22 protein-coding genes and 1 tRNA gene are annotated in these 19809 nt (G+C 44.6%); 10 read left to right on the top strand and 13 right to left on the bottom strand.

Annotated elements, in window-relative coordinates; translation table 11 throughout:
• Nucleotides 1–6: 6 nt before the first annotated feature.
• The gene (locus tag ACE1OE_RS23165; RefSeq protein ID WP_449212393.1) at nucleotides 7–99 is read left to right on the top strand and encodes a flagellin; all 93 of its coding nucleotides are present in this window, start codon (nucleotides 7–9) and stop codon (nucleotides 97–99) included.
• A 157-nt stretch (nucleotides 100–256) separates the two neighbouring features.
• Here the strand turns inward: ACE1OE_RS23165 and ACE1OE_RS23160 are convergent, their stop codons facing one another.
• The 3 genes from ACE1OE_RS23160 to ACE1OE_RS23150 form a co-directional block, all read right to left on the bottom strand.
• Entirely contained in the window at nucleotides 257–553 is a 297-nt protein-coding gene (locus tag ACE1OE_RS23160) for a SelT/SelW/SelH family protein (RefSeq protein WP_102470788.1), read from the bottom strand.
• A gap of 115 nt (nucleotides 554–668) precedes the next feature.
• A complete protein-coding gene (locus ACE1OE_RS23155) occupies nucleotides 669–1187 on the bottom strand; it encodes a regulatory protein ToxS (protein WP_372061821.1) in 519 nt (172 codons plus the stop codon).
• A gap of 11 nt (nucleotides 1188–1198) precedes the next feature.
• Entirely contained in the window at nucleotides 1199–2029 is an 831-nt protein-coding gene (locus ACE1OE_RS23150; protein WP_449212391.1) for a winged helix-turn-helix domain-containing protein, read from the bottom strand.
• Between the two features lie 262 nt (nucleotides 2030–2291).
• On the opposite strand from ACE1OE_RS23150, the gene htpG reads away from it, so the two are divergent.
• The 3 genes from htpG (at nucleotide 2292) to hemH (ending at nucleotide 6187) form a co-directional block, all read left to right on the top strand.
• On the top strand, nucleotides 2292–4199 hold the full coding sequence (gene htpG / locus ACE1OE_RS23145) for a molecular chaperone HtpG (protein WP_372061823.1): 1908 nt from the start codon (nucleotides 2292–2294) through the stop codon (nucleotides 4197–4199).
• A gap of 267 nt (nucleotides 4200–4466) precedes the next feature.
• Nucleotides 4467–5111 (top strand): adenylate kinase, encoded by a 645-nt coding sequence (gene adk, locus ACE1OE_RS23140; RefSeq protein WP_449212390.1) that lies wholly within the window; start codon nucleotides 4467–4469, stop codon nucleotides 5109–5111.
• Nucleotides 5112–5227: 116 nt separating this feature from the next.
• A complete protein-coding gene (hemH, locus tag ACE1OE_RS23135; protein ID WP_449212389.1) occupies nucleotides 5228–6187 on the top strand; it encodes a ferrochelatase in 960 nt (319 codons plus the stop codon).
• Nucleotides 6188–6277: 90 nt separating this feature from the next.
• On the opposite strand, the gene ACE1OE_RS23130 is transcribed toward hemH, so the two are convergent.
• Nucleotides 6278–7669, bottom strand: coding sequence for a peptide MFS transporter (locus tag ACE1OE_RS23130; RefSeq protein WP_372061826.1), 1392 nt, complete (start codon nucleotides 7667–7669; stop codon nucleotides 6278–6280).
• A 320-nt stretch (nucleotides 7670–7989) separates the two neighbouring features.
• Between ACE1OE_RS23130 and rfaH the strand changes: the two genes are divergently transcribed.
• A complete protein-coding gene (gene rfaH / locus ACE1OE_RS23125) occupies nucleotides 7990–8484 on the top strand; it encodes a transcription/translation regulatory transformer protein RfaH (RefSeq protein WP_449212388.1) in 495 nt (164 codons plus the stop codon).
• A 185-nt stretch (nucleotides 8485–8669) separates the two neighbouring features.
• Here rfaH and minE read toward each other — a convergent pair whose 3' ends face one another.
• From minE to minC, 3 genes are read right to left on the bottom strand one after another with little or no spacing between them, the layout of a single operon-like run.
• Entirely contained in the window at nucleotides 8670–8933 is a 264-nt protein-coding gene (minE, locus tag ACE1OE_RS23120; protein WP_102470796.1) for a cell division topological specificity factor MinE, read from the bottom strand.
• Between the two features lie 3 nt (nucleotides 8934–8936).
• On the bottom strand, nucleotides 8937–9749 hold the full coding sequence (gene minD, locus ACE1OE_RS23115; RefSeq protein WP_102470797.1) for a septum site-determining protein MinD: 813 nt from the start codon (nucleotides 9747–9749) through the stop codon (nucleotides 8937–8939).
• An 18-nt stretch (nucleotides 9750–9767) separates the two neighbouring features.
• A complete protein-coding gene (gene minC, locus ACE1OE_RS23110; protein ID WP_102470798.1) occupies nucleotides 9768–10430 on the bottom strand; it encodes a septum site-determining protein MinC in 663 nt (220 codons plus the stop codon).
• Between the two features lie 179 nt (nucleotides 10431–10609).
• Between minC and ACE1OE_RS23105 the strand changes: the two genes are divergently transcribed.
• Both ACE1OE_RS23105 and ACE1OE_RS23100 read left to right on the top strand, forming a co-directional pair.
• Nucleotides 10610–10885, top strand: coding sequence for a YcgL domain-containing protein (locus ACE1OE_RS23105; RefSeq protein ID WP_102470799.1), 276 nt, complete (start codon nucleotides 10610–10612; stop codon nucleotides 10883–10885).
• Between the two features lie 289 nt (nucleotides 10886–11174).
• Nucleotides 11175–12152, top strand: coding sequence for a lytic murein transglycosylase (locus ACE1OE_RS23100; protein WP_449212387.1), 978 nt, complete (start codon nucleotides 11175–11177; stop codon nucleotides 12150–12152).
• Between the two features lie 89 nt (nucleotides 12153–12241).
• Here the strand turns inward: ACE1OE_RS23100 and ACE1OE_RS23095 are convergent, their stop codons facing one another.
• The 3 genes from ACE1OE_RS23095 to folD form a co-directional block, all read right to left on the bottom strand.
• Nucleotides 12242–12493, bottom strand: coding sequence for an HPr family phosphocarrier protein (locus tag ACE1OE_RS23095; RefSeq protein WP_449212386.1), 252 nt, complete (start codon nucleotides 12491–12493; stop codon nucleotides 12242–12244).
• A 290-nt stretch (nucleotides 12494–12783) separates the two neighbouring features.
• Entirely contained in the window at nucleotides 12784–13809 is a 1026-nt protein-coding gene (locus tag ACE1OE_RS23090; protein ID WP_449212385.1) for an MBL fold metallo-hydrolase, read from the bottom strand.
• A 464-nt stretch (nucleotides 13810–14273) separates the two neighbouring features.
• Complete coding sequence (gene folD / locus ACE1OE_RS23085; RefSeq protein ID WP_102470803.1) at nucleotides 14274–15137, bottom strand: bifunctional methylenetetrahydrofolate dehydrogenase/methenyltetrahydrofolate cyclohydrolase FolD; 864 nt, start codon at nucleotides 15135–15137, stop codon at nucleotides 14274–14276.
• Between the two features lie 205 nt (nucleotides 15138–15342).
• Here folD and ACE1OE_RS23080 point away from each other — a divergent pair.
• From ACE1OE_RS23080 to ACE1OE_RS23070, 3 genes are all read left to right on the top strand, one after another.
• Nucleotides 15343–15419: transfer RNA gene (locus ACE1OE_RS23080), tRNA-Arg, on the top strand.
• 153 nt (nucleotides 15420–15572) lie between these two features.
• Nucleotides 15573–16772 (top strand): DEAD/DEAH box helicase, encoded by a 1200-nt coding sequence (locus ACE1OE_RS23075; protein ID WP_102470804.1) that lies wholly within the window; start codon nucleotides 15573–15575, stop codon nucleotides 16770–16772.
• A 212-nt stretch (nucleotides 16773–16984) separates the two neighbouring features.
• A complete protein-coding gene (locus ACE1OE_RS23070; RefSeq protein ID WP_449212384.1) occupies nucleotides 16985–17308 on the top strand; it encodes a hypothetical protein in 324 nt (107 codons plus the stop codon).
• A gap of 59 nt (nucleotides 17309–17367) precedes the next feature.
• On the opposite strand, the gene ACE1OE_RS23065 is transcribed toward ACE1OE_RS23070, so the two are convergent.
• The 3 genes from ACE1OE_RS23065 to ACE1OE_RS23055 form a co-directional block, all read right to left on the bottom strand.
• Nucleotides 17368–17820, bottom strand: coding sequence for an NfeD family protein (locus tag ACE1OE_RS23065; RefSeq protein WP_102470806.1), 453 nt, complete (start codon nucleotides 17818–17820; stop codon nucleotides 17368–17370).
• A complete protein-coding gene (locus tag ACE1OE_RS23060) occupies nucleotides 17817–18749 on the bottom strand; it encodes an SPFH domain-containing protein (RefSeq protein ID WP_449212383.1) in 933 nt (310 codons plus the stop codon). The genes ACE1OE_RS23065 and ACE1OE_RS23060 overlap by 4 nt, the downstream gene beginning before the upstream one ends.
• 173 nt (nucleotides 18750–18922) lie before the next feature.
• Nucleotides 18923–19777, bottom strand: a complete 855-nt coding sequence (locus ACE1OE_RS23055; RefSeq protein WP_449212392.1) for a tetratricopeptide repeat protein — start codon at nucleotides 19775–19777, stop codon at nucleotides 18923–18925.
• Nucleotides 19778–19809 lie beyond the last annotated feature (32 nt).

Genomic DNA, 19809 nt, shown 5'->3' with positions numbered 1-19809 from the left:
ACTGAGATGACGAAGAACCAAATTCTTTCTCAAGCTTCAAGCTCAATCTTGGCACAAGCCAAGCAAGCGCCTCAAGCGGCAATGAGTCTGCTAGGTTAATTAGGCTTTTAATAAATTTTATCAACGATTTACGAGATCGTTTGAATGACAAAAACCAGAGTTTAGGCTCTGGTTTTTTAGTCTAACAACATTAACGTAGTGATGAGCAAAGCCTGTTTGGTTAGGCGTTATAGTGCCAACTATCACGCAAGTGCTTTTAATTATTGTGCTGCTGAGAGGGCGTATCAACATGACCTAGTTGCCGCTCAGGATCGATGACATCTCGTATTTTTTGCTTGAGGATCTTAGCCTCAGGAAAGCCGCCGTCCTTTTTCCGTTCCCAAACTTGAATGTCATTACACCATATCTCAAATCGACCTCCAGTGTCGGGGTGGAGCGATACGGTGCTGATATCTTCGCTGAACGTATGCAGTAACTCTTGGGTAAGCCACGTTGAGCGCAGCATCCAATTACACTGTCGGCAGTAGTAGATATCAATGTTTGCTTTATCCATGGCTAGGTACCTGTTTTTGATTTGTTAGTTGTTTCAGGGAGAACGGGGTAAATCCAAGACAACAAAAAGGAGGCCATGATCGCCCCCTTTTTGTGATTCTAATGCGACAGCTATGTTAGTTAGAAAACAATACCGACGACCCTTGATTTAGGCTAGTCAGCAGCAGTGTTTTACCATTAACAATGTCGATACGACGGCTTTGCTGTGCTTCCATCTTCAAAAACTGTTTAATCATGGCTAATTGCTCATGGGTGAACTCATCAGATTGCGCGGTCGCGGTGTCTTTGAATTCACGAGGAGAAATCAACAAGTAGTTATCACTGATTGCCCACGAACCTGTCTCAGAGATCTTGATAAGTGTATGCGACTCAGAGTCCTTACCAAACAGACGCATTGAAGACTCGCGAATGTAGGTGCCTTCCGGTAAGTATTTGACATTAGCAGACATCTCTAGTCGGCTTAATGGGCCAATATCCGTGTCTGGCGCATTATTTGCGGCGATAATGCCCACCATGTTGCTTTGCCATTCGTTTGAGGTGAGTACCTGCTCAAGCTTGAGATCGCTTCCCCAATAAAGCCAAGCGCTCAAGGCAGTGGAGAGTGCAAGTAGAATTGACGCGTATTTCATTTTCATCTTGTTATCCTCTACTCGCACACTTTGCTTAGATCAGACTGCTCAGTGAAGATTCTCATCGTCACGTTCTCGCTTGAGTGTTCCATCGTGTGGATGAAGTTCAGAGCGATTTGATCGCCTTGATCGCCAGTCACAATCACTTGTTCAGGCAGCTTTTCTGCCGTATGTGATTCAATGTACTTGACAACACATTGCTCAATCTTAGGCTGCCAACTCGAGACGTCAGGGTGACTTTCTGGAGTGACAATCCGAACATTATCGACGACTGCTAACTCTCTGAAGCTCGATTCTGCCGGGTTGGTGCCTATTAATACCAACACGGGTAATAGTAAAGCGAGCGCGAGCATACCCCATACAGTCGGTGGCGTTTTCGGCGCAGACTCTTTGGCGATGGCGGATTGTGACGATGTAGATGCTGGCTGTGTTTCTGTCAGCTCTGTCGGTAGTTCAGCAACCGGCGCTTCGTTGATATTATTGAGATCTATTGAACTCAACGGCGCAGAGCGCTCAACACTTGAAATCAGTTGATAGCCACGTTTTGGCACTGTTTTTACGAACAATGGCGATTTTGTTGGGTCTTTCAACATTTTTCTAAGTGTTGAAATTGCTTGTGTTAGGCTGGAATCATCGACTTCAAAGCCTTGTTCTCTCCAAACGAATTCATGAAGTTCGTGGCGAGTAACCACCTCGTTAGGACGCTCTGCAAGAAGAAGCAAGATGCGACTTTCATTACTACCAAGACGTACTACTTCATCGTTGTTCGTTTGATCGACCAAGGAATTGCTATTTGGATCAAAGATATATCTTTGGCCGAGTATGAACTTAGTGCCTATGTTACTCATTGCATTCTTCTATATAATGTCGCGGGGCGATAGGTAATAATATTCTGGCGCTGAATATTGTGCAGTGCCAATTATAGTAATTTAGGATTTTTTTATAGTCAGGGGCGTAAGGATAATAAAAACAAAACAAAAAAACAGCAATTTTATGTTTTTTGACCTTGAATTTACAATCTTCAGCCTCATTTCTTTATCAGACCAATCTTAAGAGTATCGAGTGCAAATAAATGTCGATACTTGATACTAAAAGTGTGATGGAGATAACATGAGCGCAACAGAAACAAACAACAAAGAAACTCGTGGCTTTCAATCTGAAGTAAAACAGTTACTTCACTTAATGATTCACTCTTTGTATTCCAATAAAGAAATCTTTCTTCGAGAGCTTATCTCGAATGCATCCGATGCGGCGGACAAATTGCGCTTTCAGGCGTTATCTAATGGTGACTTATACCAAGGTGATGCAGATTTAGGCGTTAAGCTATCATTTAATGAAGAAAACAACACGCTGACGGTATCTGATAACGGCGTTGGTATGTCACGTGATGATGTGATTGAACACTTAGGCACCATCGCAAAATCGGGAACGAAAGAGTTCTTCTCTAAACTGTCTGAAGAGCAAGGGAAAGATTCTCAGCTTATCGGCCAATTTGGTGTGGGTTTTTATTCAGCGTTTATTGTTGCCGATGCGGTAACCGTTCGTACTCGTGCTGCTGGCGCTCCTGTGGAGCAAGGTGTGCAATGGCATTCAGCTGGCGAGGGTGATTACTCAATTGAAGATATCACTAAAGAGACTCGCGGCACGGATATCATTCTTCACATGCGTGACGAGGGCAAAGAATTCTTGTCTGAGTGGCGTCTAAAAGAAATCATTAGCAAATACTCTGACCATATTGGTATCCCAGTTTCAATTCAGACCGCAGAACGCGACGAAGAAGGCAAAGAAACGGGCGAAATGAAGTGGGAGCAAATCAACAAGGCGCAAGCATTGTGGACCCGCAATAAATCAGATATTACGGATGAAGAATACCAAGAGTTTTATAAACACGTTTCTCATGATTTTGCTGACCCACTGCAGTGGAGCCATAACAAGGTAGAAGGTAAAAACGACTACACTAGCTTGTTGTATATCCCAGCTAAAGCACCGTTTGATATGATGAACCGTGACCACAAGAGCGGCTTGAAGCTCTATGTTCAACGTGTATTCATTATGGATGACGCGGAACAGTTTATGCCGTCATACCTGCGTTTTATGCGTGGATTGATTGATTCAAATGACCTGCCACTCAATGTTTCTCGTGAAATTCTACAAGATAACAAAGTCACGCAGTCATTAAGAAATGCTTGTACGAAGCGCGTCTTGACGATGCTTGAGCGTTTGGCGAAAAACGACGAAGAAAAATATCAGTCTTTCTGGAAAGAGTTTGGTTTGGTCTTGAAAGAAGGCCCAGCAGAAGACATGGCGAACAAAGAAAAAATCGCCGGTCTATTACGCTTCGCCTCAACAGAAGTGGACAGCGCTGAGCAAACTATCGGTCTTGCGTCATACATCGAACGTATGAAAGAAGGTCAAGATAAGATTTATTACCTAACAGCTGACAGCTACGCTGCCGCGAAGAACAGCCCACACTTGGAGCAATTTAAAGCGAAAGGCATCGAGGTTGTTCTGATGTTTGACCGCATCGATGAATGGTTGATGAACTACCTAACGGAGTTCGATGGAAAGCAATTCCAATCAATTACTAAGTCAGGTCTTGATCTAAGTAAGTTTGAAGACGAAGCAGAAAAAGAAAAACACAAAGAGACAGAAGAAGAGTTTAAATCTGTAGTCGAGCGTACGCAAGCTTACTTAGGTGACCGAGTTAAAGAGGTTCGCACAACCTTTAAACTCGCGACTACGCCTGCTGTTGTCGTGACGGATGACTTTGAAATGGGGACGCAAATGGCGAAGCTATTAGAAGCCGCAGGACAAGAAGTGCCAGAGGTGAAGTATATCTTTGAAATTAACCCTGAGCATGAGCTTGTCAAACGTATGGCGGATGAAGCCGACGAAGAAGCATTTGGTGGCTGGGTTGAAGTTTTACTCGGTCAAGCAATGTTGGCAGAGCGTGGTTCGATGACTGATCCGTCTCAATTCTTAGGCGCGGTTAATCGACTTTTGTCTAACGTAAAATAGCCATTTACAAGGTAATCAATGAGCTCATTTCGGTGAGTTCATTGATTTTTGTGCCTTAACCTCCCATTTTTAGTTAACTTTATATTTTCAGTGGGCATTCTTTAGTCGTATTTAACGCCAAGCACGAATTTTCTATGCTAGAATGCGACGCTTGAATAATCATTCATTTTATCTTTATACCGAAACTTATCGTCGACCTGCTTTTCAAGGCTTAGCTTTGGTTGTGAGCTTCGGTATAAAATCTTTTTATCTTTAAGAGGAAATATCATGCGCATCATTCTTTTAGGTGCTCCAGGTGCTGGTAAAGGCACACAAGCTCAATTCATCATGGAAAAGTACGGTATTCCTCAAATTTCCACAGGTGACATGCTACGTGCTGCTATTAAAGCAGGTACTGAGCTTGGTAAAAAAGCAAAAGCCGTTATTGACGCAGGTCAGCTTGTGTCAGATGACATTATCTTAGGTCTGATTAAAGAGCGTATTGCTCAAGACGATTGTGAGAAAGGTTTTTTGCTTGACGGGTTCCCACGTACAATCCCTCAAGCGGATGGTCTAAAAGAGATGGGCATTATCGTTGATTACGTCATCGAGTTTGATGTTGCAGATAGCGTTATTGTTGACCGTATGGCCGGCCGTCGTGCTCACCTTGCGTCTGGACGTACTTACCATGTGATTTACAATCCACCTAAAGTGGAAGGTAAAGATGATGTGACTGGTGAAGACCTAGTGGTTCGTGATGACGATAAAGAAGAGACAGTACGTGCTCGTCTTGGTGTTTATCACGATCAAACTGCACCGCTAATCGCATACTACGGTAAAGAAGCAGAAGCGGGCAATACTCAGTACCTTAAGTTTGACGGTACAAAACAAGTTGACGCAGTAAGCGCTGATATCGAAAAAGCACTATCTTAATTGCTCATTCGTGAATCTTGTTAAAAAACGACCCTTTAGGGTCGTTTTTTTTTGATCCAAGCTTGCGTTAACTGGGTATAATCTCTCTTGAATTTGGGTTAATTGAAAGGGAATCTATGAGCATGGCACCAAACACTGGAGTGTTATTGGTAAATTTGGGAACACCTGATGCACCAACACCAAAAGCTATACGCGCTTTTCTAGGTGAGTTCTTACATGATCATAGAGTCGTTGATATGACTCGTTGGCTCTGGTGTCCCATTTTACATGGGGTAATTTTGCCTATTCGTTCGCCAAAAGTCGCGAAGCTGTATCAATCGGTTTGGATGGAAGAGGGCTCTCCTTTAATGGTGTATTCAGCCAGGCAGGCGAAGGCGCTCCAAACGCGTTTAAACGTCCCTGTAGAGCTGGGTATGACTTATGGTAACCCATCGCTGAAGCACGGGCTTTCTTCGTTGTTAAAACAAGGGGTAGAGAAAGTGATTGTATTGCCTCTATACCCACAGTACTCCGGAACGACGAGTGCCGCGGTTTTTGATGGATTAGCTAAAGCGTGTAAGGCTTTTCCGACCATACCAAGTATGAATTTTATTCGAGATTATTATCAGCATCCGCTCTATATCAAGGCTCTCGCGCAAAAAGTAAAAGCGCACTGGGACAAGCACGGACAAGACTACTTACTGTGCTCTTACCACGGCATCCCAAAACGGTACGCTGATAATGGCGATGTTTACCCTCTGCATTGTGAGCAGACCACCAAATTACTGGCCGACGAACTTGGGTTAGATGATTCTCAGATCGGGATGAGCTATCAATCTATTTTTGGGCGAGAGGAGTGGCTGAAGCCTTACACGGCAAAAACCTTGGAAACACTGCCGAGCCAAGGCATCAAGCGCTTAAACGTCATTACGCCCGCGTTCTCGGTAGATTGTCTTGAGACGCTCGAGGAAATTGCGGTAGAGTGCCGTGATATTTTTGTCGAGGCTGGTGGTGAGTCATACCAATACATCGAATGTTTGAATGATTCGGAGATCCATATCGACATGATGGCTGACCTTGTCCAGTCGAGTCTATAACGATTATTCAAATAAGTTCGTGATGAGCGAAGACAATAAAAAAGCCACTCTAATTAGAGTGGCTTTTTAGTGGTATGTGATCCGTACTCGTTATGCAAGTTGAGCTTGTTGCTCTTCTACTTCTTGAGCGTTAGATGTTGTTGCGCTTTCTGCGCCATGCATCCATTTCACCAACGTGTTAGCACAAAGTAGTAAAATGACGCCGGAGATGACGGCGGTGATGGCAATACCACCGAAGATAGACATGGCACCTAGTTCGCCCACATGAGAGCCAATTAAGCCAGCGACATAGTTAGCAATGGCATTAAAACCAAACCACGCGCCCATCATTAACGAAGCAAGACGAAGTGGCGCAAGCTTTGTCACTAGAGACAAGCCGATCGGTGATATGCATAGTTCACCGAGTGTATGGAAGAAGAAAGCACCGACTAGCCATAGCATAGAGGTCTTAACACCGGTATCGCCACCTTGCTCCATAACCGCTCCAACCATGCATAAAAAGCCCAAAGCAAGGAAGAATAACGCCATCGCAAATTTCACTGGAGAATTAGGTTCACGTTTACCCAGTTTGACCCAGATCGCCGCAAGGACAGGGGCAAGGGTAATAACGAAGAACGGGTTCAACGATTGAAACCAAGCCGCAGGCACTTCGAAGCTGCCAATCATTCGGTCAGTATATTGCTGGGTGTAGATATTCATCAAGCCGCCAGCTTGTTCAAATCCAGCCCAAAATACGATAACAAAAAGGCCCATGATAAGAATCACTTTTAGGCGGTCTAGCTCTTCACGAGTTAAAGGTGTTTTGGTTTTGTTTTTGTTGAGTGCACGAGCACGTGCTGCTGCGGGTACGGTACCGATATCGCCGAGCCAAGATTTAGACATCGTTAACTGCATAATGATACTGATAACCATACCAATACCTGCGATTAAGAAGCCTGCACGCCAGCCGTATGAACCCGTGACCGAACCGGAAGCAATACCTGCCAATAAAGAGCCTAGATTGATACCCATATAAAAGATGGTGAACGCGCCATCACGACGGTTGTCGCCGTCTTTATATAGGTCACCAACCATGGTTGAGATGTTTGGCTTAAACATGCCGTTACCAGCAATCAATAGCGCAAGGCCAAGGTAAAAGGCTTGTTCTGCAGGAAGACCAATGGCACCCACAGGTAGCGCAAGCGTAAATTGACCTGCCGCCATTAAGACACCACCAATGATGATGGAACGACGTTGCCCTAGATAGTTGTCTGCGATCCAACCGCCAATCAGTGGTGTGATATAAACCAGTCCAGTATAGATTCCATATAAATCTAGAGCATCTTTAGTGGACCAACCCATGCCGCCGTTCATTGTTGCATCGGTTAAAAATAAGACCAAAATGGCACGCATCGCATAGTAGGAAAAGCGTTCCCATAGCTCGGTACCAAATAGTAAAAATAGACCACGAGGGTGACCTAGAATGTTGTGTTGTGCTGTCATAAGTTTTACTAATTTTAGTTATTAAAGAATATAATGTGCACCAATGTATACATAACAAAATTTAAAACTGCAATAGGCTGGATTTATAGCTTATGTGAATAACCACTCTAACTGGATGAATTGTAAGATTTTTTTACAAAAAGAGCACGGAATTATCGTGCTGGAAACTAATATTTCATTTTTAACGTTGTGCAAGTAACAACTTCGTTAATAGGACGATGTCAGAACCTTCTGACGAGTTGGAGCTGAAATATGGCTTTGTGGTACGATGTAGGGCAGTGACTGCGGGTTAGATAAAAATAAAAGGCTAAGTGAACACAATGAAATGTTGGTATTTGCTGTATTGTAAGCGAGGCGATCAAGCGAGAGCGAAGCTGCACCTTGAGAATCAGGGCGTACAATGCTATTACCCAGAAGTGGAAGTAGAAAAGATACAACGAGGCAAAAGGCAAAAGGTCAAAGAGCCGCTTTTTCCATCGTACATGTTTATCTATTTTGATTTCGAAGCGGGGCCGTCTTTCACGACGATTCGATCGACACGCGGTGTTGTCGATTTTATTCGCTTTGGTGCACAGCCTACCGTAGTACAAGGTGATCTTGTGTTTGAACTGCAACAGGCTGTACATTTCTGTCTCGACGCACAACAGCAAGAACTTCCAGAAGCCGGAGATTGCGTTAAGATCATTGCCGGTCAGTTTGCAGGTATTGAAGCTATTTTCCACGAATCTGATGGCGACGCGCGCTCGATAATGTTGGTCAACCTTATTAACAAGCCGGTTCCTGTAAGCATTGATAATAAAGATCTAGACTTATAATTACTGCCTTCCGGTACACCATTAGTTAAAGTGTTTTCATTGTGTAGATGCTAAACCTGGTATGCAGACTCTATTTATCGAGTGCGAATAGGTAAAATGATGGCACAAATAAAAAGGCGTAATCACTGGGTGATTACGCCTTTTTATTTGTCTATGAATTGAGCATCGCGCTAAAAGAGGAGGGGCTACCTTTCGTCTTCTGGCAGTTGAACGTTCAATTCTAGGACTGAAATATCGTCATCTTTATGCTCAAAAGAAAGATCCACCATCGACGGATCAATATCGACGTATTTAGCAATGACATTAAGAATGTCTTCTTTCAATTGCGGTAAATAAGAGGGTGATGGTGAGCCTTCACTGCGACGTTCAGCCACAATGATCTGCAAACGCTCTTTTGCTAAGTTTGCAGAATTTTTTTTCTGTGGGCGGAAAAATTCAAGTAGTGACATGCATTAACCCCCAAATAAACGTTTGAAAATACCTTTCTTTTGCTCCGTTAGGAAGCGGAAGTCCACCTGCTCTCCTAATAAGCGCTCAACCGTATCATTATAGGCCAATCCGGCATCTGACTCATTATCGAAAATGACAGGTACACCTTTATTTGAGGCATTAAGGACAGCTTGGCTCTCCGGAATAACCCCTAATAAAGAAATATGTAGGATCTCTTCTACATCCTCCACCGACAGCATTTCGCCTTGATTCACGCGCGTTGGGTTATAGCGGGTTAGCAACAAGTGTTGCTTCACTGGCTCAAGACTTTCTTCTGCGCGGCGTGATTTTGAATCTAAGATACCCAGGATTCGATCTGAATCTCGAACCGATGACACTTCTGGGTTCGTCGTCACGATGGCTTCATCAGCAAAATACAACGCCATCAACGCGCCCTGTTCGATTCCTGCGGGTGAATCACAAATGACAAAATCAAAACCCATTTCATCGAGGTCGTCGAGTACTCGACGCACGCCATCACGTGTCAATGCATCCTTGTCACGCGTCTGGGATGCGGGAAGGATGAAGAGGTTATCCGTGCGTTTGTCTTTGATTAGTGCCTGATTTAGCGTTGCTTCGCCGTTAATGACATTGACGAAGTCATAGACGACGCGACGTTCACAGCCCATGATGAGGTCAAGGTTACGCAAACCTATATCAAAATCGATCACTGCCGTTTTCTTACCTTTTAGCGCTAAACCAGAGGCAATTGCGGCACTAGATGTGGTCTTACCGACGCCACCTTTTCCTGACGTTACAACAATAATGCGGGCCATTATTCGTATTCCTTTTTTTTATATCGTAAGAATGTCAAAGCTGAGGGTGTCGTTGGTCATACCAAACATTACTTTTTTTCCCCAGTATTCACTTTCAATCTGTTCGCTGAGCCAGTAATTTCCAGCAATGGAGACCAGCTCGGCTTGTAAATCGTTACACAGAATCTTCGCTTCAGTAGAGCCACTTGCTCCGGCGATGGCGCGTCCTCGTAATGTGCCATGGATGTGTATTGTGCCATCAGCAATCACTTCAGCGCCTGCGCTCACATGGCTTAAAATAACCAGGTCGCCATTTTTGGCGTAAATTTGCTGCCCGGAACGAACGGGGCTACGAACTATTTTAGTCGGCTCCATTTTTGCGGGTGCTTTCGCGGGTGCTTTACTGGCCGTCATAATCGCAAAGCCTGCTTCAGAGGCTCGATTCTGTGTTCGCTTATCTTGGCAACCTGTCACGCCAACAGGGATCATTCCCGCTTCTTCAATACCTAATTTTAGGTCGAGAAAGTGGATATCGCCGTGGACTTGGCTGATATTTAATACAACGGGGGCAGCCGCAAAAAATGTGGGTGCTTGCTGGACTTTATCTTGCAGAAATTGAACTGCTTTAGACACATCGTTGTCAGAAAGATGCAACACCGATAAAGTGAAGCTACTGCCTTTCAAATCAGGGGATGGTGACATTGATGATCAATTCCTTGTGCCAATGACATTGCTTTAGGTTAGGCTAATCATGTTATATTTCAACACTAAAGACAGCAAGCTATCTTGCTCGCAAATAGATAATTTACTGTCAATTTCGATTAAACATACCGTATCGCCTTTTTATAGGTGAAAAGTACGGTGATAAAAGAGACATACCAATGCTTTGTTCAATTTATAAAAGTGCTAAAAAAGAAGGGGCTTACCTCTACATCACCAAAAAAGATGACTTTTCACAGGTTCCTGACGCTCTACTGGAAATGTTCGGAAGACCAACACTTGTTATGGTTGTAAAGTTGGATGGCCGCACGCTAGCGCAGGTTGATATTGAAAAAGTAAAAAAAGCGCTTGTCGAAGATGGTTTTTTCTTACAAGTGCCGCCACCAAAAGAGAACCTACTGGAGCAATACAAAGCTCAGAAAGCAAAAAACAAATAGATGATATTGGTTTAACAGGATCAGATCGGCATCCATTATGCTGGCCACGGAGGCGATAGCGGTAACCAAGAACGTTGCCGGGACCAAAAAGATAACGGTGACCGAGAAGATAAAGACTCAACAACCCGTCATCGAAAGTAAATACAAACAGCAGAAAATACTAAAACTAGAACCATGAGTACCAAGCATTTGTTTATGAAAGCAGGGGCTGATAATCAGGTTTTAGAACCAATAGGTTTGTGAAAAGCCAAACGTCAGGAAGAAGTGAAGACGCTCTGGGGAGGGCACTTTGAAGAGAATGTTGTCAGTTGTGTTAGGGGTAAGCTTATCAGCGAGCGTCCTAGCGTCAGAAAAGGAAAGTTTTGAAGACTATGTTGAGGGCTTGAAGCAAGAAGCTAAATCACTTGGCATCTCAGATCAGATACTCACCGAGGCCTTTAAAGGCGTTGAATTCAAACCAAGAGCCGTTACGGCCGATCGCAATCAACCAGAGAAAAAACTCACGCTTGATGAATATATTCCTCGCGCGGTTCCTGACTGGAAAGTGAAGAAGGCCAAAGAATTACATAGTAAGTACTACTCAGAGTTGAAAGCAGTGGCTGATGAATACGGCGTCCAGTCACGGTTTATCGTTGCGCTTTGGGGGGTTGAAAGTAATTTCGGCACTTACACAGGAAATTATCGCGTCATTGATGCACTCTCAACACTGGCGTATGAGGGGCGTCGTGAGGCGTTCTTCCGTAAAGAAGCCTTAGCAGCGTTAACCATTCTTGAGGAAGGTCACATTGCGCCTGACAAGATGAAAGGATCGTGGGCGGGTGCCATGGGCCAGAGTCAGTTTATGCCAAGTTCATTCCTTAGCTTTGCCGCTGACGGTAATGGTGACGGAAAGAAAGATATTTGGAATACGGAAGCGGATGTTTTCGCCTCAACGGCTAACTACCTTGCGCAATCGGGGTGGAATGACGATTATACTTGGGGGCGCCAGGTTAAGGTTCCGCATGGTATTTCTCCAGATCTTCAAGGACGAGAAGCAAAAAAGGGTAAGTATCTTCAAGAGTGGAGTAAATTAGGTGTGACACGCTATGACGGGCAGCCATTACCTCAACTTGATGAAGATGTGAAAGCTTGGCTAATTATGCCGGATGAAGAAAACGGGCGAGTATACTTGGTGTACAACAACTACAACGTGTTAATGAAGTGGAATCGTTCGTACTATTTTGCACTTGCCGTCAGTCATCTCGCTGATCGAATCGCAATGGATTAAACCTGTAAGCTAGCGAATAAGGTCTTAAGGTCACCATGACATTAAGACCTTTTTTATTGGCGGTAAACGATAGAGTTGGTACTAGCTTACTAGCCAGTGACACCTTCTAAAAACCGCGTCAGTTCATCAACGGCTTGTCGGTTGGATGATTGGACGGTCACTTCTGTGCCTTTAACCAATTCTAAGGTTTGGATCTTAAATAGATTTTTGGCGGTTGCGGTTTTTCCTTTGGAGACAATCTCCACCTCTTCGACATATTTCTTTGCTTCTTTAACAAACATAGCGGCTGGACGTGTATGAAGTCCGCTTTCTGCGGTAATGACGGCGCTTTTCTTGAACATACCTTTTTCCTCGTTATTGAATGAGTATTCCTATTTGCCCTAGTGTTAACTATGTACAAAGCGCAATACCGTGACCAAGGTAAAAGATGGCAATTGTCAAACATTCCCGACGTGAAAATTGAGAGTCAATTTGAATTATTGCTTTGATTTATAAGTACTATCTTATGTTATACGCCATAGGCTATGACCGAATGCCATACACCACGTAGAGTCATGCCGTTCACTGTGAACTATCACGGCTAACTTGAACTTATCTTTTGGTGAAACCTCATGATGGGCGATGAGTAAGATTACGATTCCCACCACGTCCCGGGTGTTGGGGTTACCCCTAACTCGGATAGGACGATCTTAGCGCCAATCTTCGGACAAATCATGTTAACGCCTTGTCGTTTAGCTGCTTGTTGGGCGCGTTTAAGTGGTTCATTCCAGGCGTGGTAAGACAAGTCGAAGGTTGAGTTGTGGATGGGTAGCATGTAGCGACCTTTGACATCCAAATGTGCCTGTACACTTTGCTCTGGAAACATATGGATACTCGCCCACTTTTCGTCATAGGCACCGGTTTCCATGAGGGTAAGGTCAAAGGGGCCAAACCGATCGCCAATGTCTTTGAAGCCGCTAAAGTAGCCAGAGTCGCCACTGAAATAAATATTTGCGCCTGATGCTTGAATGATCCAACTCCCCCATAGCGAGGTGTCTCGCGCTTTGTACGACCGACCAGAAAAATGCTGGGCCGGAGCAAAAACAAAACGGATAGTGCCTATGGTGTGTGATTGCCACCAGTTAAATTCAGTCACCTTATATGATGGCACGCCCCATTCGAGGAGGTGTCGGCCTACTCGCGCAGGCACAATAAAGCGGGTGACCTTGTGGTGAATTTGTTTGATCGTTGATTTGTCTAAGTGATCATAATGATCGTGGCTAATCATGCAGATGTCGATGGTTGGAAGATCCGCGATAGAAATAGGCAATGCATGGCATCGCTTGGGACCAGCCCAATCGAGTGGGGAAGCTCGCTCAGTCATTACTGGGTCTGTTAACAAGATTTTCCCGTCTAGCTTCATCAATACGGTTGAGTGGCCGAGCCGAAAGACACAGTCTTGTTTCTCTTGGTCAATGTCGTGTTGGGAAAGGGAGTCTACTGGAATATTGGGCGCATGGATATTGAGAAGGTTATCGATATTCAGGTAAGAACGTAGGGTAGTGACTTTGTCTTTAAATGTAGGGGTATAGAGCGTTTCAGTGTTCGTGAATCGACTCGGTTTCGAATCACTAGAAAACAAAAACGCTTTCACGCTTTGTGACATAAAAGCAGGCATACGTGATGTCCTATTAATTAAAGTAACATCCTTAGTGTTGTATGGCTTGGTGACATTTAGATGTGACTACAGCGAAACAAATATGTAGATAAAATGACCAGATTGAAATAAATGCCGCTATGAATACAGGGAAAGAGCTCATCCCGTCGGTGATTGAATTTGTGTTCTTATGGCGTTAACACGGCTTTATTATTGATTCGCCACACGGATTATATTCACAGCACTGATTATGGTTTGCATTAGGTACTGAGCTTTATCTTCTTGAGCAAAAAAAGCTTAGGTTAATGAATTTGGTGTGAAATGGGGTTTCGCATGTTGGTAGGAGCGCGATGAGCATGAAAAGAGGAATAGATAGGTTTTCAGGGGGGGGGAGGAAGTGAGTGCTGAGCATTGCTCAAGAGAGTGCAGGTCTTAGGTAGTATAATAACCCGCACTCTTTTTTACTTTATTAGTACAACGCTTGGCTATTTTTTACTGGTGTGGAACTGCTCACAAGCGATCATTGTATTCTCAATCAGGCTAGCGACAGTCATCGGACCCACACCACCTGGTACCGGCGTGATAAAGCTCGCGTTTGTTCTAGCCACGTCGTATTCGACATCGCCGACAAGTTTGCCATCGTCCATGCGATTGATACCGACATCGACCACGACGGCCCCTTTTTTGATCCAGTTACCTGGAATAAAGTTAGGCTTACCAACGGCAACCACAACAATATCAGCCTGACGAACATGCCCTTCTAGATCTTTAGTGAAGCGATGACATGTGGTTGTGGTACAGCCTGCAAGTAATAGTTCAAGGGTCATTGGGCGACCAACAATATTCGATGCACCAACCACAACGGCATGTTTGCCACGCATTTGGATATTGTAGCGATCCAATAGGGTGATGATGCCTTTTGGTGTGCAAGAGCGAAGCTTAGGCATACGTTGTGCTAGGCGGCCGACATTGTATGGGTGGAAGCCGTCTACGTCTTTCTCTGGGATAATACGCTCTAGGACGCGAGTGTCATCAATGCCAGCAGGAAGTGGTAACTGCACCAAAATACCGTCGACTTCTGGGTCGTTATTTAGCGTATCAATCAAGGCTAATAATTCTTCTTGCTTCGCGGTTGCAGGAAGATCAAAAGATTTCGAGACAAATCCGACTTCTTCACAAGCTCGGCGTTTGCTTCCCACGTAAACTTGAGAAGCAGGATCTTCACCCACAAGGACAACCGCTAGGCCGGGCGCTCTTAGGCCTGCGTCTGTACGAGCTTTAACTCGAGCTGCGACTTCAGAGCGGACAGTTTGAGAGATCAGTTTCCCATCGATGTTTTGAGCAGTCATAATTTTCCTTGAGAAAGTTAATTGGCTGTTATTTTTGTGTGCATTGTCCCAGAAAAGTATTTCAAAAGCCAGAAAGCAAACGTTTGCTTCGTTTAAAATCTCATCTTCCACCTACAGGTTGTGCTTTTTTTGGGCATTTGAATCACAAAGAGTAAGAAAGCCATTGATTTACCGAGTTCATCTCGTATAATCCTTTCCCTGTAGCGCGCCCTTAGCTCAGCTGGATAGAGCACGTCCCTTCTAAGGATGTGGTCGTAGGTTCGAATCCTACAGGGCGCGCCAACTATTTAGAAACCCCTGATAGCTCATTGAGTTATCAGGGGTTTTGCTTTTTCTACGATATATAATGTATCTGCTACACTATCACCATCTTATTGCGCGTCATTCATCACGCGTTATTGTTAGCGCGTCATCGACACTATGAGAGACTCTTTTATGCCGTTTACCAAGCTTGGGCTCAGTACCCCACTACTGAATGCGATTGAAAAGGTGGGTTATGACAAGCCAACCACGATTCAGACTAAAGCCATTCCTATCATTTTAAATGGCGATAACCTTCTTGCAGCGGCGCAAACCGGTACCGGTAAAACGGCGAGCTTTGTCCTGCCGATTTTAGAAAAACTGAGCCGTGGTGAGACACAGCGTAAAAAGCGCGCTCGAGCGTTGATATTGACGCCTACACGTGAGCTTGCTCAGCAGGTTCATCAAAGCATTGAAACCTACGGTCAAGAGCTGTCTCTTAAGTCTATGGCGATGTATGGCGGCGTGGATTATGCTCCGCAGAAACAAGCGTTAATTGAGGGTGTCGACATTGTTGTGGCGACACCGGGTCGTTTGCTCGACTTATATGGACAACATGCAATACACCTGGATGAAGTTGAATGCTTGGTGTTAGATGAAGCCGATAAGATGCTTGATATGGGCTTTATTGAAGCCATTAATAAGATCATCGCTCGTGTTCCTGAAAACGCGCAAACCTTATTATTCTCAGCCACACTGTCTAATCCGGTACGCGAGCTTGCACGAAGCGCGATTGATAATCCGTCAGAGATCAGTATTGCCAAACACAGCGCATCTAAAGGTAACATCAAGCAATGGATTGTGACGGTGGATAAAGACATCAAATCGTCATTGCTAAGCCATTTGTTGACGGAAAACAGCTGGTCGCAAGCGCTGATTTTTATCGAAACCAAGCATGGTGCCGCGAAATTGGTGAGTCAATTAGAGAAGCGTGGCATTGCCGCAGAAGCCTTCCATAGTGGGCGTAACCAAAAAGTACGCCAAAAGCTCATTGAAGACTTTAAGGCCGGTGATATTCAGTATTTGGTTTCGACGGGTGTGGCGGCGCGTGGTATCGATATCGAAAACCTGCCGATTGTTATCAACTACGATTTGCCATTCCCTGCCGATGAATACGTTCACCGTATCGGTCGTACAGGCCGTGCCGAAGCGGCTGGTGAAGCGTTGTCACTGGTATCGAGAGATAACTTTAAGAATCTGTGCATGATTGAAAGCCGTCTAGGGCACTTATTAGAGCGTGTCGAAATAGAAGGGTTTGAGCCGCGTCACCCCGTACCGGTATCCATTCTTAACTATGTACCTAAGCATAAGCGCAATAACGACGATAACCGCTAATCTCGGGTAGTCATCGATAATACGTATTAGGCAGTTTGTACATGAAAGTACATTAAAGACATCACTGTATAGACAACGAAAAACCTCTGATCGCTGATTAGAGGTTTTTTTTCGTTTGTTCCGCCAACTCTCGAACAAATTTTACTAATCTAATAACAGTTTACTAGTCTAATAGCGATGGATAATTGTGGCGTGTAATAGTGGAGAGCGATGTGAGAAAGTGGTGCTTATTGGGTTTGTTATTTTTGGGGCCGCACTGCTACGGTGAAGCCTTTCCAGATTTCCCTGATGTGGTGGTGTGTGAAGTTGGTCAGCCTTATCGCAATGGAGCTATAACGTTATTTGCTGAGTATCAAGACCAAAACCGAGTCGTATTTTATCGAAGTATGGATGGTAAGCAGGTGATGAAAATTGATCGGAAGGGGTTGGTGAGTGCGCACAATAAAACGACCAAGAATAGCTGTCTTGGTCGCACGCTCAATGCCTTAATCGCCAAGGGAAAGGTGTTTGATTTTCAGGCAAGAGAAAAGAAATAAGCAGCGTCTTGAACGCTGCTTAAGATAGCATTGCTGCCATTATTTATTTGACGGTAGGGCTATTCGGCTTTTTCAATTAATAATGTGATGCCATCAACATCAATGACGCGCACCAATGACCCTGAGGCGATAGGTTCGTCACTGTATGCGCTCCAAGAGGTATCTCCGAGTCTAATTCGGCACTTCCCTTTGGCAATATCTTGATCTAATACTGCGGTTTGACCAATCAATTGTTTGTCTTTTTGATTAAGGTCTCGGCTGTTGTCTGAATGACGATCGGTTTTATGTTGCTTACGCCACCACAACCAAGTGAGCACCAGAGAAAAGACACCAAAGCTCACCCATTGGAGTTGCCAACTGATCGGTAAGAAGGCGACAAGGATACCAACGAGCATGGCAGAAATGCCAAGCCACAATAGGTATCCAGCAGTGCCAAGTAGCTCACCACACAGCAACAAGAGCCCGAAAGCGAGCCAGTGCCAGTAGTTAACTTGGTTTAGTAATTCAATCACGCGTTATCCTTGTTATCGGCTTTTGATTGATTAAACATTTCAGCGATGCCAGCAACCGAGCCCATCAAGCCAGTGGCTTCAAGCGGTAACATAATGATTTTACCATTCTCAGCTTGACCGATTGATTTGATCGCATCGGTGTAGCCTTGGGCAATAAAGTAATTAATTGCCTGCATATCACCTTGCGCAATCGCGTTTGAAACCATCTCCGTCGCTTTAGCTTCCGCTTCTGCTGCTCTTTCTCGCGCTTCTGCTTGAAGTATAGCGGATTGCTTTTCACCTTCAGCTTTCAAAATATCAGACTGCTTGTGGCCTTCGGCTCTTAAAATTTGAGCTTGTCTTACCCCTTCAGCCTCAAGTACTTCGGCGCGTTTATTACGTTCTGCTTTCATCTGGGCATTCATTGCAGCGGTAAGATCGGCTGGTGGCTGTACATCACGAATTTCAATACGAGTGACTTTGACGCCCCATGAGTTTGTTGCGTCATCAACAATAGCCAGTAACTTGGTATTAATAGAGTCGCGCTGGCTGAGCATTTCATCAAGCTCCATCGAGCCAAGAACCGTACGCATATTCGTCAGGGTGAGGTTACGGATGGCATGCTCGAGATCGGTTATCTCATAAGCGGCCTTAGGTGCATCAATAACTTGGACAAAACAAACCGCATCAATGACCACGTTAGCGTTGTCTTTACTGATGACCTCTTGTGGAGGAATGTCCAACACGCGTTCCATCATGTTGACCTTATTACCGATGGAGTCTACGAACGGGATAATGAGGTTTAGGCCTGGCTTTAAGGTGTGGGTGTAGCGCCCAAACCGCTCTACGGTCCAGTTATCACCTTGGGAAACCGTTTTGACACCTGCGACCAAAAATACGATCGCGACCAGAATAAAACCACCAATTGTAATCATTGCGTCAATCGCCATGACAGCACTCCTTGTATGAAATTTAATCCATTCTGGATCAGTATAGCAGCCAGCGCAAATAGAATAGTGTATTGGAGTGTATCTAGCGATTAGATGTAATTGTAAATAATATCAGACGTTTAATAAACAGGGAGGTCAATCCTCCCTGTTCGCTTTAACAGGCAGGGACGTGATTAGTACAGCAGTGAGTACAGCTGTCGGCGGTATTGACCCGCAATAGGGTTGCCTTGGCCTAATGCAGACAAAATATCCATAAAGGTTTTTTTCAGTTCACCATCCAGCGCATTGAGATCGGCTCGAACGTGACTCCACAGGAGCTCTAAGGCTTCTTCATCACGGCTGACTTGGTGATACGCAAGTGCAAGCTCTACGACAACCTTTAGATCGTCAGGTGTTGTCTCAAGCGCAGCTTCAAGCGATTGGATCTCTGGGCTATCCGCTGCTTGTTTATGCAGCTCTAGTTTGGAGACTAAGGTTTTGTAGTAATTGTCTTTGTATTCGAGTGGAATACTATTGAGCATGGTTTCGGCTAAGTCAAACTGATTGGTTTCTAACAAACTGTTGGCGCGGGCAAGTTTAATCTCACCTTTGTTTTGAAAGTCTTCTGACAAGGTAGCAAACAGTGTCAGTGCTTCTTCATGTTCACCTTGCTGAGTTAGCTCCAATGCCTTTTGCGCCGTTAATTCATCTTGGCTTGGGAGATGCTTAGTGAGCATTGCGGTGATGGCTTCAAGAGGCTGAGGGCCACCGAGTCCGTCGACAGGCTGACCATTAACAAATAATGCAATCGTCGGTAGGGCTTGTACACCAAATTGGCCCGCAATGGCTTGCTGCTCTTCACAGTTTAATAACGCCAGCGTGTAAGCCCCATTGTATTGCTCGGTTAACGCTTTCAATGATGGAATCATTTGCACGCTTTCTTCACTCATCGGCGCCCAAAAATGAATGAGTACCGGCGTGGTCATTGAGCCTTCTAGCACTTGGCGGAAGTTTTGCTCGTTCAGGTCAACAATGTACGGTGCTTGCATCAAATAATCCTTGTTTGTTTTCACGTTAATTC

Source organism: Vibrio sp. E150_011, from assembly GCF_053544015.1.
Note: the sequence above shows the minus strand (reverse complement) of the source record. Positions and strands in the feature narration are given on the sequence as shown.

Bases quoted from the DNA above. Each gene is read 5' to 3' on its own strand.
- minC (WP_102470798.1), bottom strand. From the start codon at position 10,430: ATGTCACCATCCCCTGATTTGAAAGGCAGTAGCTTCACTTTATCGGTG.
- minD (WP_102470797.1), bottom strand. From the start codon at position 9,749: ATGGCCCGCATTATTGTTGTAACGTCAGGAAAAGGTGGCGTCGGTAAG.
- ACE1OE_RS23130 (WP_372061826.1), bottom strand. From the start codon at position 7,669: ATGACAGCACAACACAACATTCTAGGTCACCCTCGTGGTCTATTTTTA.
- ACE1OE_RS23060 (WP_449212383.1), bottom strand. From the start codon at position 18,749: ATGGCGATTGACGCAATGATTACAATTGGTGGTTTTATTCTGGTCGCG.
- ACE1OE_RS23160 (WP_102470788.1), bottom strand. From the start codon at position 553: ATGGATAAAGCAAACATTGATATCTACTACTGCCGACAGTGTAATTGG.
- rfaH (WP_449212388.1), top strand. From the start codon at position 7,990: ATGAAATGTTGGTATTTGCTGTATTGTAAGCGAGGCGATCAAGCGAGA.
- ACE1OE_RS23165 (WP_449212393.1), top strand. From the start codon at position 7: ATGACGAAGAACCAAATTCTTTCTCAAGCTTCAAGCTCAATCTTGGCA.
- hemH (WP_449212389.1), top strand. From the start codon at position 5,228: ATGAGCATGGCACCAAACACTGGAGTGTTATTGGTAAATTTGGGAACA.
- ACE1OE_RS23155 (WP_372061821.1), bottom strand. From the start codon at position 1,187: ATGAAAATGAAATACGCGTCAATTCTACTTGCACTCTCCACTGCCTTG.
- ACE1OE_RS23090 (WP_449212385.1), bottom strand. From the start codon at position 13,809: ATGCCTGCTTTTATGTCACAAAGCGTGAAAGCGTTTTTGTTTTCTAGT.
- folD (WP_102470803.1), bottom strand. From the start codon at position 15,137: ATGACTGCTCAAAACATCGATGGGAAACTGATCTCTCAAACTGTCCGC.
- minE (WP_102470796.1), bottom strand. From the start codon at position 8,933: ATGTCACTACTTGAATTTTTCCGCCCACAGAAAAAAAATTCTGCAAAC.
- adk (WP_449212390.1), top strand. From the start codon at position 4,467: ATGCGCATCATTCTTTTAGGTGCTCCAGGTGCTGGTAAAGGCACACAA.
- ACE1OE_RS23105 (WP_102470799.1), top strand. From the start codon at position 10,610: ATGCTTTGTTCAATTTATAAAAGTGCTAAAAAAGAAGGGGCTTACCTC.
- ACE1OE_RS23075 (WP_102470804.1), top strand. From the start codon at position 15,573: ATGCCGTTTACCAAGCTTGGGCTCAGTACCCCACTACTGAATGCGATT.
- ACE1OE_RS23055 (WP_449212392.1), bottom strand. From the start codon at position 19,777: ATGCAAGCACCGTACATTGTTGACCTGAACGAGCAAAACTTCCGCCAA.
- ACE1OE_RS23095 (WP_449212386.1), bottom strand. From the start codon at position 12,493: ATGTTCAAGAAAAGCGCCGTCATTACCGCAGAAAGCGGACTTCATACA.
- htpG (WP_372061823.1), top strand. From the start codon at position 2,292: ATGAGCGCAACAGAAACAAACAACAAAGAAACTCGTGGCTTTCAATCT.
- ACE1OE_RS23150 (WP_449212391.1), bottom strand. From the start codon at position 2,029: ATGAGTAACATAGGCACTAAGTTCATACTCGGCCAAAGATATATCTTT.